We start from the raw sequence: 12946 nt of genomic DNA, 5'->3' as shown, positions 1-12946 counted from the left end.
CATGTTGCCTCCGGAAAAACACGCACGTGAATTTCAAAAAACACGTACGACTTTTCCAAAAAACATGTACGTGTTTTAACGCAAACACCTACGTATTTTCACGACACTGATTATCAACTTATTAAAAAAACGATCCAATTGTCGGCTTATTGTAAGATTCTTCTTACCTGGGTATCCCCGGATAAGAAGGAGTAATGGCACGACCTATTAAAAAGGGGCTGGATTACTTCCCGCTCGACACAGATTTACTAAGCAACCGTAAAATCCGTCAAATAAAGCGCAAATACGAATCTGACGCTTTTCTATTATATATTGCCCTGCTTTGTGACATCTATGTCAATGGCTATTATATCACAGCCTACGACCTAGTCGAACTGTACCCCTATTTCACGCTACCGGAAGATCCCTATGCTTCGAGCTAGGCGTGAAAGGTGAGTACGGCGAATTCATGGGAAATCAATACGCACACCCTCACCCGCTGGCTGAAAGCTTACAAGGAAGAGCGTGAGCTTGCCTTTCTCCGCAAGGTATTCCAGCAATACAAGGCCGGTTACCCGCTGGAACGCCTTTATCCCGCCCGTGTCTACCAGTCCTTGCAAGAGCGGGGATTGATACACGATACCCCCGAGGAGAAACGCCACGCCATGAGCCTCTTCGCCCATTGGCGACCGCCCGGCCACCTGCCCATCAGCGAGGACTACCGGCTGACGATGGTGCGACAGCAGGCGATGGCGTGGTTGCTGCGAAGGTATTTCGATGGGCTGATCTCTCAAGGAAATCACGTCATAATCACCATTTCTCCATAATTTTGTACAGCTTGCTGTACAACTTCTCAAATATCATTAGGTTAATTTAATTATATAAGCCAACTTATCTATCTTATATGTATATATTTAAAAACATCAATTTTTTATTTTTATAATATGCTCGAGTTTTTATGAAAATAATCTATTTTCATCTGTACGGCTTCTATATGTCAGCATACTCATGAAGGTTTTCGCTTTAATAGTTAATGTATGTTATTTCTATTGTGAATTATTTTTATTATAGTAATATAATAAAAAATAAGTGTATATTTAAAGCAATTATTTCTGTGCAGAAAAAGATGAAAATTTATCCATGTTGAAAAAGAGAGTGTTTTTTTGTTTAACCATTAAAAACATTGTGTTATGAAAACTTATTTTTTGTTATTTTTTGTCGTTTTATTCGTAGCGTGCGAAAAAAACGAATTTACAGAGATTGATACAAGCTCCATGAAAATGAGAGAAACAAAGTCTTTATCCGCAACCAAAAGCGAATTGGATTTAATGAAAAATTTTGGAAAAGGGTTAGCTAAATTACTAAAAGAGAGTGAAGCAGCAAGACATGTTATTAAAAAAGAAGCTATCAAAAAAATCAATTATGATTATGATGTTCTTTATGATTTGATCAAAGATGAAATCATAGAAAATGGTGAATCTTTTGAAAATGCATTATTGCGTTATGTTGATGAAAGTGATTTATATCAGCTCAAAGAAATTATTCCGGCTTTAACAATTTTTGTCCCAGAATTGCCAGAGGATAGTTTTTCAGCAGATATTTGGGATGCCACAAATGAAATTCCAAATGTAGCGATAAGATGTAAAGACAGTGATGGGGTTACTGCATACACAGGTGATGGAGAGGAATATATTATTGAGGCGAAATATATTCCAGGATACCCCATTGTGGTAGTTAAAGAAAATGAAAGAATAATAGCTAATCATTTGAGTACAAAATCATCAACAACGGTGATACAAAACCCTAACAGTAATTTAACTTTTATGTTTACTGATGAGGCGTTTAACAATTTAACCCATAAAGTTACACTTAGAGGATCACCAACAAGCGAGCCTATTCCGGAAAAATTAGCAAAATCCTATGAGGCTTATTCTATTTATCAGACTAGGAATGATGGCTGGCAAAGAGATTATATATACTATGACATTACACCCTCATCTCCACGTGGACCTTTTAATTATAATTATAAGGAATATCTATGTTCATTTGAAATGTTAGGTGACCCTGTAGAAGCATATAAAAAAATATCAGATGGTAGTGATGAACCTAAATTCATTCCGCAAGGTCCTAATCCTGGTGGAGGAAGAGCTATCTGTTGGACAGACGGGGAGTTTGAATTCAAAGTAATTCCAACTATTGCTCCAAAACCGGCTATAGGAAATATACAACCAACCAGTTTCAGAGCAAAGCCTAAAGATTTATTTAATACACGCCTAGAAAAAGTTTCTTCGGGTGGGCAAGTGTCTTATATTGTAAATGATATATATGGACTCAATAGAATCTCGGTTGACCTACCTCTGTTTGAATGGGATATAGAAAATTATAGTCCTATCATTCGAATTAGGATAGAAGAAATTGATAGTCCTACAAAGATAACTGAAACCCACCAAACTACAACTGAATTCGCTGCAAATTTTGAATTTAATGCGACGACTGGATCTACAGATAAGGTAGGACTGAAATTTGGATCCTCTGCTAAAGAGGTTAGAACAACTACCTATACAACTGAAAGAAACGACGTTAATGACGAACTAGGAGAAGTTAATATCAATTTTGGAGATCCTGTTTTAATAAGCGATCAACCCATTGTTTATACAGATCCTAGGAGAGGAGACAAAACTTATTATCCGCAATTTAACCCTAAATATTATACGGGTTGGTATAAAATAGAGGTTGCACCATTAAAAGTATATAAATAATTAAAATGAATAGGAGGAGAATGAAAGAGTTTTCCTCCTATTCCACAAGGCAATCTTTAAAGAATATATTTATGTAATATCTTTAACTAAAGGAAATAAAATAGTTGGAATACTAACTATTAATAAAAGTTTAATTATTGATAAACTAAATTTGTCAGAAACAGGTTCTTAAATTATAAACTGATTCAGAAACATGAGAACTTCTTTATTCATATTTTTCATGGTCATTTTTATTGGTTGTAGTGAAAATGACATTATCGATGAAGGGGAAAAACCAGAAGATCCTCAAGCCGAAATAGAGGTTTATTATGACCAAGAAAGTACAAGCTCAAGAAAACCTGATGCAGGCGCAAAAGTGTATTTGTATTATGACATTAATATAACGACAGAGTTTGGTGGCCTTGCATCTTATGAAGGAAATGGAATATTAAAGTATAAAAGGTATAATACAGTCATTAAGCCAGATTCTGTTTTATATACAGATTATTTAGGAAAGACTGTTTTTGATCTAAAGCCTATGGATGTGATGTCTATAGTGGCAGAAAGCTCTTATTTTCCAAATATGATAACCTATACAGTTTGCTTTCATCTAGATGAAAGCATGAAAATAACATTTGTATTCTCATAAGGCTGGGTACGCCCCTAGGTGATATAAAATGGGAACTATTCTTCTCACGCAAGAGAACACCCGGAAAGTATCGGACAAATAGAAAACTCAACCCAAAGACCACCGAGGAAAGATTGTCCTCTTATTAAACTTCATCGTGCAATTTGATTATACAATTTAATAACGTACATTCGCGTACAAATAAATTAAATCTGTAGTCCGATGAGAACGCATTTACGCGAAAGCATGCTGGCGCTTCTTTTGATAGGTATCTTAGCCACGGGTTGCGATACCGGAACGAAGAAGGCTTCCGAAAACAGTATCACGTTTGATTCTATCAGCGTGGAAAAGACTTACCATTTGTTAGATAATCCGGATAATCCCAATTGCAATCTAGAGATCAAGTTCGTTTATCCCCGGAAATATTCGGATAAAGAGGTTCTTAAGAATCTACAGAGACAGTTCGTCTCCTCTTATTTCGGCGAGAATTATGAGCAATTATCCCCCGAGGAGGCGGTACGGAAATATACCGACGACTATCTGGCCGCTTATAAGGATCTGGAAGAGGATTACAAGGCTGAGGTGGCGAAATCCGACGAGACACCGGTGGGCTCTTGGTTCTCTTACTATGAGATGTCGTCGGATGATATCGCCTTCAACCAAGACGATATCATCAGCTATACGGTAAGCTTCGAGAACTATACGGGCGGAGCGCATGGCGCACATTCCTACAATAACCATGTAGTGAACCTCAAGACCGGTAAGCCGATCACCGAGGAGGAGATATTCGTGGACAACTATCAAGACAATCTGGCGCGAATATTGGTAGATCAGATCGCCAAGCAAAACAACGTATCCGACGCCAAGGAACTGGAAAATATCGGTTTCTTTAGCGTGGACGAGATCTTCCCGAACGGCAACTTCCTCGTAGACGAGACGGGTATCACCTATTCTTTCAACGAATATGAGATAGCGGCATACGTGGTAGGCGTCACGAACGTCCATCTCCCTTACAAGGAAATCCGCTATTTGCTGCGGGATGACAGCCCGATAAGTCAGTTAATTGAAAATTGAGAATTGAAAATTAATGATAGATAAACCTATAAACAGATGTCCTATGGAACAAAATACAGAGAAATTCTCAATTCCCAATTCTCAATTTTCAATTCTCACATCTTATTTCCCCGATCTCACCGACCGGCAAAAAGAGCAATACGCCGCCCTATATGACCTATATACGGATTGGAACGCCAAGATCAACGTGATCTCACGGAAGGATATCGAGAACCTATATCCGCATCACGTGCTTCACTCGCTGGGTATCACCGATATGCTGCGTTTCAAGCCGGGTTCCTCGGTGATGGATCTGGGTACGGGAGGCGGTTTTCCCGGCATCCCCTTGGCGATCTTATTCCCTGAGACCCATTTCCATCTGGTAGACAGCATCGGGAAAAAAATCAAGGTGGGACAAGCCGTGGCCGAGGCGATCGGGCTGGAGAACGTATCCTTCCGCCATTGCCGGGGCGAGGAGGAAAAGCAGCTTTTCGATTTCGTGGTAAGCCGTGCCGTGATGCCTCTGGCGGATCTGGTAAAGATCGTCCGCAAGAATATAAAGAAAGAACAGATCAACGCATTGCCCAACGGATTGATTTGTCTGAAAGGTGGAGAGCTGGCGCACGAGATATTGCCTTTCCGGAACCAAGCGATAAGCATGGATCTGAAAGACCATTTTAAAGAAGAGTTTTTTGAAACTAAAAAAGTAGTGTACGTACCCTTATGATTACGATAAAATCTTTCGAAGTAAACTATTTCTCCGAGAATACTTACTTGCTATACGATGATACCAAGGAGGCAGTCCTTATCGATTGCGGCTGCCTGCGCAAAGAGGAACAAAAAGAAGTAAGCGACTTTATCGCCCAGAACGGGCTGACGCTGAAACGTTACCTTTGTACGCACCTCCATCTGGATCACATATTCGGCAACGAATTCGTCCATAACACCTACGGGTTGAGCCCGGAAGCCCATAAAGCGGACGTGGAGGGCCTTCCCTCCCCCGAGGAGCAAGCCAAGGCGTTCGGCCTGCCGATGAAGGCGAAAAGCGTCCCGGTAGGGAAATATCTGGTAAACGGGGAAATCATAAAGTTCGGGAAATCCGAGCTGGCGGTATTGAGCGTTCCCGGTCATTCGCCCGGAGGCGTGGCTTTCTATAACAAGAAGAACGGTTTCGTGATCGTCGGGGATTCCTTGTTCGCCGGAAGCATCGGCCGTACCGATTTATGGGGAGGCAACCAAGATATACTGCTTGCCGCTATCAAGGACAAATTACTGTCGTTGCCGGACGAGACCGTGGTATACCCCGGCCATGGCCCCGAGACACGAATCATTGATGAGAAATTAAATAATCCTTATTTATAAAATACTAGAATTATGGACACAAATAAGTTTGTAAACCGCCACGTGGGCATCTCAGCGGAAGATATTCCCGCTATGTTGGAGACGATTGGCGTGAAGTCTTTGGACGAGTTGATCGATCAGACCATTCCGGCCAACATCCGTTTGAAAGAGCCGTTGAACCTCCCGGAGGCCATGACGGAACGTGAGTTCGCCGAGCATATCGCCGAGCTGGCTTCCAAGAACGAGGTATTCACCTCTTATATCGGTATGGGTTGGTACGACACGGTTTGCCCGGCCCCGATCCAACGTAACGTATTCGAGAACCCGGTTTGGTACACCTCCTATACGCCGTATCAGGCGGAAGTATCCCAAGGACGCTTGGAGGCGTTGCTGAACTTCCAGACTGTTATCTGCGAACTGACCGGATTGCCCTTGGCGAACTGCTCGCTACTCGACGAGGCGACAGCGGCAGCCGAGGCGGTTACCATGTTTCATGGTTCACGCAGCCGTGCGCAGGTGAAAGCGGAAGCCAATACGGTATTCGTTGACGAGAACGTGTTCGCCTCTACGCTGGCCGTCATCCACACCCGCATGATCCCGCAGGGCATCCAGGTGGTAGTGGGCGATTATAAGAAATTCGAGTTCACGCCGGACGTGTTCGCCGCCATCGTACAGTTCCCGAACGCGGATGGTTCGATCGAGGACTATAAGGAATTCGTGGCCCGTGCGGGCGCCGCCGGAGCCAAGGTAGGCGTAGCCGCCGACTTGATGAGCTTGGTATTGTTGACTCCTCCGGGAGAATGGGGAGCGGATGTCGTATTCGGTAGCAGCCAGCGCTTCGGTATCCCGATGTTCTACGGGGGTCCTTCCGCCGCTTTCTTCGCTACGAAGGACGATTATAAACGTACGATCCCGGGACGTATCATCGGTATCTCCAAGGACGCTTACGGCCATCCGGCTTATCGCTTGGCTTTGCAGACCCGCGAGCAACATATCAAACGTGAGAAGGCTACGTCCAATATCTGTACGGCTCAGGCGTTGTTGGCTACCATGGCCGGATTCTACGCCGTATATCATGGAGCGGAGGGGTTGCGTAACATCGCCGGACGGATTCATTCCACGGCCGGATTCTTGGCCAAGGAGTTGGAGAAACTGGGATATACGCAATTAAACAAGGATTATTTCGATACCTTGAAGATACAGCTTCCCGCGCACGTGTCGGTGAACGCACTGCGTGAGATCGCCTTGGAGTGCAAGGTGAACTTGCGTTACTTCGAGGCCGGACAAGTAGGCGTCAGCATAGACGAGACGACATTGCCTACGGACATAGGCGTATTATTATACATCTTCGCCGGCGCCGCAGGTAAAGACTATATGCTGGACGAGTCTATCCCCGCCCAGACTTATTTCGACGCTAAATTCGCCCGTACCTCCGATTTCTTGCAGCAAGACGTATTCAAGAAATATCATACGGAGACCGAGTTGATGCGTTACATCACCCGTTTGGGACGAAAGGATGTTTCCTTGGCCCAATCCATGATCTCGCTGGGATCTTGCACGATGAAGCTAAACCCGGCTTCTACGATGTTGCCGCTTAGCCGTGCGGAATTCATGAATATCCACCCGTACGCTCCAGAGGAGCAAGTGGAAGGCTATACGGAGCTGATCGAGAACCTGTCTTCTTACTTATGCACGATCACGGGCTTCAAGGGCTGTACGTTGCAACCGAACTCCGGCGCCGCTGGCGAGTACACGGGTCTTCGTGTGATCCGTGCTTATCAGGAAAGCATCGGCCAAGGCCATCGTGATATCGTTTTGCTTCCGGCTTCCGCCCACGGAACCAACCCGGCCAGCGCTATCCAATGCGGGTATAAGACCGTAACCGTTAAATGCGACGAGAATGGTAATATCGATCTGGAAGATTTCCGTGCGAAAGCCGAGGAGAACAAGGAGCGTTTGGCTGCCAGCATGATTACCTATCCGTCTACGCATGGTATCTTCGAGGTGGACATCAAGGAGATGTGCGACATCGTTCACGCTTGCGGAGGACAGCTTTATATGGATGGCGCCAACATGAACGCGCAGGTTGGATTGACAAATCCGGGTACGATCGGCGCCGATGTATGTCACTTGAACCTGCATAAGACCTTCTCTTCTCCTCACGGAGGTGGTGGTCCCGGCGTAGGCCCGATCTGCGTGGCCGAGCATCTGGTTCCGTTCTTGCCGCAGCATCCGGTGCTTTGGGGCAGCGACTTGAATACGGTATCCGCGGCTCCTTATGGTAGCGCCGGTATCCTGCCGATCACGTACGCTTACATCCGCTTGCTGGGTACGGAAGGTCTTGAGACAGTGACGAAGACGGCCATCTTGAACGCCAATTACTTGGCCGCTAAGTTCAAGGATACGTACGGTATCGTCTATACCGGAGCGACAGGCCGTGTAGGTCATGAGTTGATCTTGGAATGCCGTACGGTAAAAGAGCGTTCGGGCATCGACGAGGGCGATATCGCCAAGCGTTTGATGGACTTCGGCTACCACGCTCCTACCCTATCTTTCCCAGTACACGGCACCTTGATGGTAGAGCCGACCGAGAGCGAGAGCAAGGCCGAGCTGGATCGTTTCGTAGAGGTAATGGAATGTATCTGGAGCGAGATCAAGGAGGTGGAGGAAGGCAAGGCTTCGAAGGAGGACAACGTCTTGAAGAACGCCCCGCATCCGGAATACGAGGTGACCGCCGACGAGTGGAAACACGCGTATCCCCGCACGAAGGCCGCCTTCCCGCTGGAATGGTTGCACGACAGCAAGTTCTGGATTAACGTAGCCCGTGTAGATAACGCTTATGGCGATCGTAACTTGATCCCGACTTTATGCGCTTGCGAGATATGAAGAAGCTCTTTATCGCTTTGGCGGCCGTCGCTCTGACGGCTTGCGTCAAGGCGCCCGAGAAAACAGTCAAGGTCTACGCATGGCAAGGCGAAGGCGGGAATACCACCGAGCAAACCTTACAAGCGGACTTTAGTAAATGGCATGCCCACGGTGTAGACGGGATGTGCTACAACGCCGGCCACGACACGGAGAAAATCCAGCGTGCCGCCAAAGCGGCCCATGCCAATGGCATGGAATACCACGCATGGATTCCTGCCATGTTACAACATGGATTGGACTCCACCCTCTACGCCGTGAACCGGAAAGGCGAGTCGGCCTATTCCGTACAGGCCTATGTCCCTTATTACAAATGCCTGTGCCCGAACCAAGAAGGTACGGCGGAGTTCTTGCTGGATCTATATGGGAAGGTAGCCGATATCCCGGAGGTGGATTATATCCATCTGGATTATATCCGTTACGTGGATGTCATCCTGGCCCGCGGACTTTGGGAAAAATACGGCTTGGTGATGGACGAGGAATATCCTACGGCGGACTATTGCTACTGTGACAAATGCGTGGCCGATTTCAAGGCCGCTACCGGTATCGATATCAAATCCGTAGAGGATCCTTCCAAATGCGAGGAATGGGCGCAGTTTCGTTGCGACCTGATCACGAAATTGGTAAATTGCATCGCCGACGAGGTTCACGGCAAAGGCAAGAAAGTGAGCGCCGCCGTATTCCCGGGGCCGGACTCTCACGCCAAGTGGATGGTTCGCCAAGAATGGAATAAATGGAATATCGACGCTTTCTTCCCGATGAATTATAACGATTTCTATCTGGAGGACGCTTCTTGGCTGGCTCCGATCGTGAAAGAGGAAGTAGCCGCCGTGCAAGGCAAGAAGCCGGTTTATAGCGGTCTGTTCATCTGCGAGGATTGGCAGAACAAGGCGAATATCAAGGACCCGGAAGGCCATGGACTGATCCCGTCCGAGATCGAGGAGGCCGTAAGAGGCTCCATGGAGAACGGAGCGGCCGGCGTGGCGTTGTTTACGCCGGGCAACATGACGGATGAGCATTGGAAAGCTTTCGATAAGGCGATCCACCAACCGTATACCGTAAAGCCCTAATTCGTAATTACTATACGATAAAACAAAGACGAGGAGGCGCAGCTCTTCATTTTCTCGCCTGCGCCTCCTCTTTGACTTATCCATCTAATCTATCTTACTAATAAATAATATCATGACAACTAAGAAACAAGAGAAAATCAAATTCAGTAAAGCATTCTGGGTAGCGAACACCGTCGAGTTGTTCGAGCGAGCCGCTTATTATGGCGTATTTATCGTTATAACCCTTTATCTTAGCCGCATCTTAGGCTTTAACGACATTCAGGCCGCCAGCATCGCCGGTATCTTTTCCGCTTGTCTGTATCTGCTGCCCACATTCGCCGGAGCGTTGGCCGATAAGATCGGTTTCCGCAACTCGATGCTACTGGCTTTCACTTTGTTAACTTGTGGCTATCTAGGACTGGCTGTTTACCCTACTTGGCTTCAATCCGCCGGACTGGTTGAATACAGCACGACGACTACCTTTACGGGATTGCTGGAGAGCAATCTTCAGTACGGCATTATCCCTATCATGGCCTTGATCGTATGCGGCGGGGCTTTTATCAAGAGCGTTATCTCCGGCACGGTCGCTAAAGAGACTACGCCGGAAACCCGTGCGAAGGGCTTCTCTATCTTCTACGCGATGGTAAATATCGGGGCCTTCTCCGGGAAGACCATCGTGAAGCCGCTTCGTGAGGCGTTGGGCAACGAAGGTTTGATTACCTTGAACTATTTCTCGGCGAGCATGACCTTCCTTGCCTTGCTAGCCATCTGGTTCTTCTACAAAAGCGCTCAGCATTCGGGCGAGGGCAAGACGTTCGGGCAGATCTGGAACGCCTTGATCAAGGTTTGTAGTAACGGACGGCTCATTACATTAATCATCATTATCACCGGATTCTGGATGGTACAACACCAGCTGTATGCCACGATGCCAAAATATGTGCTTCGTTTGGCCGGCGAGGGAGCCTCTCCTTCTTGGTATGCCAACGTAAACCCTTTAGTCGTAGTTCTGACAGTCAATCTAGTAACACAGATGATGCGGAAGCGGACAGCGCTTACCTCCATGACGGTGGGTATGTTTATCATGCCGGTGTCCGCTCTTTGCATGGCATCCGGTAATATGCTGGATACTAATTCCTTGATCCTAGGGATGCATCCCGTAGCCTTCATGATGGTGGTGGGTATCGTCTTCCAAGGGCTGGCGGAGACGTTCATTTCCCCTCGCTTTCTCGAGTATTTCTCCTTGCAAGCACCCAAGGGAGAGGAAGGTCTCTATCTTGGATTCAGCCATTTGCATTCTTTCCTCTCCTCTATCTTCGGATTCGGGCTATCCGGTTTCCTTTTAAGCAAGTATTGCCCGGAGCCAACCCTGTTCGCCTCTCACGAGGAATGGCTGGCGGCAAGCGCGAACGCCCATTACATCTGGTATTACTTCGGTGCGATCGCCTTGGTATCCGCCGTAGCGTTGATCGTGTATGGACAAGTCGTAAAGAGGCTGGATAGCCAAAAGATTTGACCCGATAAAACTACGAGGTCAAATCCATTACCTTTGATTTGACCTCGTAGTTCTAAAATATCTAATCCAAACACATGAATTTGACCTTTAAGGCTTGCGATATCCAATCATAATCCGTAGATTTGACCCGGAAGAATCGCAAGATCAAATCCTTGAGAAAAAACAACCTTAAAACAGATCATCATGGAAGAAACATTCAAGAGAATCCCCCCGGAAGATGTCTTTATCACCGTCTTCAAGCGTAAACCCACCGAAGAAGAGCTTTGGATGGGCGTCCCTCCCGACTTCGACGGCAACCGCCCCTCGGGCAACAACCTGATCGATCTCTTCGCCTATCTCATCCGCAAGTACGGCCGGATGGACACCAGCGAATACGCCCGCATAATGCAACTCAAGACCAGCGAGCTCCGGGGCGCCATCCTCGCCATCGGCGGCATGTCGGCGATGGAATGGCGCAACCGCTACCTTCTCCTCGAAGCTCAGGAGCTGATGGAGCGGACGGACATGAGCATCACCGCGATCGCCGCCAAGCTGGGTTTCTCGCAGCCCTCGGTATTCTCCAAGTTCTTCCGCACGCTGACGAAATCGCAGCCTTGGGAATGGCGCATCGAGAAAAAAAAACCGGGCTCAAACCGGAAGAGAACCTATCATTGCTACGAGTAATCAGCAGGCAATACATGCTCAAACACACGCCAAGTGTGCAATTTCCTCCGCAAAGTTCTTTGTTATAAAGAATGTTTGATTACTTTTGCACCTCGAGATTAACAAGAAAGTAGAAGTATTACATCAATATAAAAATCTAATATTCCTATATAATATGAGTTTAAGAATTATAGTTTTAGCGAAACAGGTCCCGGATACACGAAACGTGGGAAAGGACGCCATGAAGGCGGACGGTACGATCAATCGCGCCGCCTTGCCCGCGATCTTTAACCCGGAAGACCTGAACGCGTTGGAACAAGCGTTACGCTTGAAAGACGCTTACCCCGGGACGACAGTTACGCTGCTGACGATGGGCCCGGGACGTGCCGCCGAAATCATCCGCGAGGGTTTGTATCGTGGTGCTGACGGCGGTTTTTTGTTGACCGACCGTGCGTTTGCCGGAGCCGACACGTTAGCCACATCCTATGCGCTTGCCACGGCTATCAAGAAAATCAACGATTATGATATTATCATCGGTGGTCGCCAAGCGATCGACGGCGATACGGCACAGGTAGGTCCGCAAGTCGCTGAGAAATTAGGACTGACCCAGATCACGTATGCCGAGGAAATCCTAAACGTTGATAAGGAGGCCGGACGTATCACCGTAAAACGTCATATCGACGGGGGTGTCGAGACCGTGGAAGGTCCGCTTCCTATCGTTATCACCGTGAACGGCTCCGCCGCTCCCTGCCGTCCCCGCAACGCGAAGTTGGTACAAAAGTACAAACACGCCATGGGTAAACAGGAACGGGCCGTGCAACCCGCCTGTCACCAGGACGGTACGCCGACTCTTCGCTACCCGGAATTGTACGAGACCCGCCCGTATTTGGATATTCAAGAATGGAGCGTAGCCGACGTGAATGGTGACTTGGTTCAATGCGGCCTTAGCGGTTCGCCGACGAAGGTAAAAGCGATCGAGAATATCGTCTTCCAAGCCAAGGAAAGCAAGACCATCTCCAGCGCCGACCAAGAAGTAGAGGATTTGATTGTCGAACTGTTAGCTAACCACACCATCGGATAA

Annotated in this window: 12 protein-coding genes; all 12 read left to right on the top strand. The window is 47.1% G+C overall.

Annotation, left to right across the window (positions count from 1 at the left end):
- The first annotated feature begins 194 nt into the window (after positions 1-194).
- The 12 genes from BDI_RS02350 to BDI_RS02295 all read left to right on the top strand — a co-directional run bounded on the left by BDI_RS02350 (position 195) and on the right by BDI_RS02295 (position 12946).
- Positions 195-422 carry a Lin1244/Lin1753 domain-containing protein gene (locus tag BDI_RS02350; protein ID WP_227742528.1) on the top strand — a complete coding sequence of 76 codons (228 nt, stop codon included), beginning with the start codon at positions 195-197 and terminating at the stop codon, positions 420-422.
- 9 nt (positions 423-431) lie between these two features.
- Positions 432-806 carry a hypothetical protein gene (locus tag BDI_RS02345; RefSeq protein WP_227742527.1) on the top strand — a complete coding sequence of 125 codons (375 nt, stop codon included), beginning with the start codon at positions 432-434 and terminating at the stop codon, positions 804-806.
- A 363-nt stretch (positions 807-1169) separates the two neighbouring features.
- Positions 1170-2738, top strand: coding sequence for a hypothetical protein (locus BDI_RS02340; RefSeq protein WP_011966024.1), 1569 nt, complete (start codon positions 1170-1172; stop codon positions 2736-2738).
- Between the two features lie 193 nt (positions 2739-2931).
- Complete coding sequence (locus BDI_RS02335; RefSeq protein WP_009017719.1) at positions 2932-3366, top strand: hypothetical protein; 435 nt, start codon at positions 2932-2934, stop codon at positions 3364-3366.
- 201 nt (positions 3367-3567) lie between these two features.
- On the top strand, positions 3568-4419 hold the full coding sequence (locus BDI_RS02330; RefSeq protein WP_005855566.1) for a DUF3298 and DUF4163 domain-containing protein: 852 nt from the start codon (positions 3568-3570) through the stop codon (positions 4417-4419).
- 13 nt (positions 4420-4432) lie between these two features.
- Positions 4433-5125: a 16S rRNA (guanine(527)-N(7))-methyltransferase RsmG gene (rsmG, locus tag BDI_RS02325; protein ID WP_011966023.1), complete on the top strand. Its 693-nt coding sequence runs from the start codon at positions 4433-4435 to the stop codon at positions 5123-5125.
- On the top strand, positions 5122-5760 hold the full coding sequence (locus tag BDI_RS02320; RefSeq protein ID WP_005855561.1) for an MBL fold metallo-hydrolase: 639 nt from the start codon (positions 5122-5124) through the stop codon (positions 5758-5760). Before rsmG ends, BDI_RS02320 begins: the two co-directional genes overlap by 4 nt.
- Before the next feature lie 12 nt (positions 5761-5772).
- A complete protein-coding gene (gene gcvP / locus BDI_RS02315) occupies positions 5773-8625 on the top strand; it encodes an aminomethyl-transferring glycine dehydrogenase (RefSeq protein ID WP_011966022.1) in 2853 nt (950 codons plus the stop codon).
- A complete protein-coding gene (locus tag BDI_RS02310; RefSeq protein WP_011966021.1) occupies positions 8622-9731 on the top strand; it encodes a hypothetical protein in 1110 nt (369 codons plus the stop codon). Before gcvP ends, BDI_RS02310 begins: the two co-directional genes overlap by 4 nt.
- 112 nt (positions 9732-9843) lie before the next feature.
- Positions 9844-11223: an MFS transporter gene (locus BDI_RS02305; protein ID WP_005855557.1), complete on the top strand. Its 1380-nt coding sequence runs from the start codon at positions 9844-9846 to the stop codon at positions 11221-11223.
- 183 nt (positions 11224-11406) lie between these two features.
- Complete coding sequence (locus BDI_RS02300) at positions 11407-11886, top strand: helix-turn-helix domain-containing protein (protein ID WP_009276287.1); 480 nt, start codon at positions 11407-11409, stop codon at positions 11884-11886.
- 154 nt (positions 11887-12040) lie between these two features.
- Positions 12041-12946, top strand: a complete 906-nt coding sequence (locus BDI_RS02295) for an electron transfer flavoprotein subunit beta/FixA family protein (RefSeq protein ID WP_005855555.1) — start codon at positions 12041-12043, stop codon at positions 12944-12946.

The organism is Parabacteroides distasonis ATCC 8503, from assembly GCF_000012845.1.
Taxonomy (GTDB): domain Bacteria; phylum Bacteroidota; class Bacteroidia; order Bacteroidales; family Tannerellaceae; genus Parabacteroides; species Parabacteroides distasonis.
The sequence above is the reverse complement of the archived record's forward strand: the minus strand, read 5'-3'. Positions and strand labels throughout refer to the sequence as shown.

What these genes read in the sequence shown, in the direction of transcription:
- BDI_RS02350 (WP_227742528.1), top strand. Translation starts at nt 195, where the DNA reads ATGGCACGACCTATTAAAAAGGGGCTGGATTACTTCCCGCTCGACACA.
- BDI_RS02340 (WP_011966024.1), top strand. Translation starts at nt 1,170, where the DNA reads ATGAAAACTTATTTTTTGTTATTTTTTGTCGTTTTATTCGTAGCGTGC.
- BDI_RS02335 (WP_009017719.1), top strand. Translation starts at nt 2,932, where the DNA reads ATGAGAACTTCTTTATTCATATTTTTCATGGTCATTTTTATTGGTTGT.
- BDI_RS02330 (WP_005855566.1), top strand. Translation starts at nt 3,568, where the DNA reads ATGAGAACGCATTTACGCGAAAGCATGCTGGCGCTTCTTTTGATAGGT.
- rsmG (WP_011966023.1), top strand. Translation starts at nt 4,433, where the DNA reads ATGATAGATAAACCTATAAACAGATGTCCTATGGAACAAAATACAGAG.
- BDI_RS02320 (WP_005855561.1), top strand. Translation starts at nt 5,122, where the DNA reads ATGATTACGATAAAATCTTTCGAAGTAAACTATTTCTCCGAGAATACT.
- gcvP (WP_011966022.1), top strand. Translation starts at nt 5,773, where the DNA reads ATGGACACAAATAAGTTTGTAAACCGCCACGTGGGCATCTCAGCGGAA.
- BDI_RS02310 (WP_011966021.1), top strand. Translation starts at nt 8,622, where the DNA reads ATGAAGAAGCTCTTTATCGCTTTGGCGGCCGTCGCTCTGACGGCTTGC.
- BDI_RS02305 (WP_005855557.1), top strand. Translation starts at nt 9,844, where the DNA reads ATGACAACTAAGAAACAAGAGAAAATCAAATTCAGTAAAGCATTCTGG.
- BDI_RS02300 (WP_009276287.1), top strand. Translation starts at nt 11,407, where the DNA reads ATGGAAGAAACATTCAAGAGAATCCCCCCGGAAGATGTCTTTATCACC.
- BDI_RS02295 (WP_005855555.1), top strand. Translation starts at nt 12,041, where the DNA reads ATGAGTTTAAGAATTATAGTTTTAGCGAAACAGGTCCCGGATACACGA.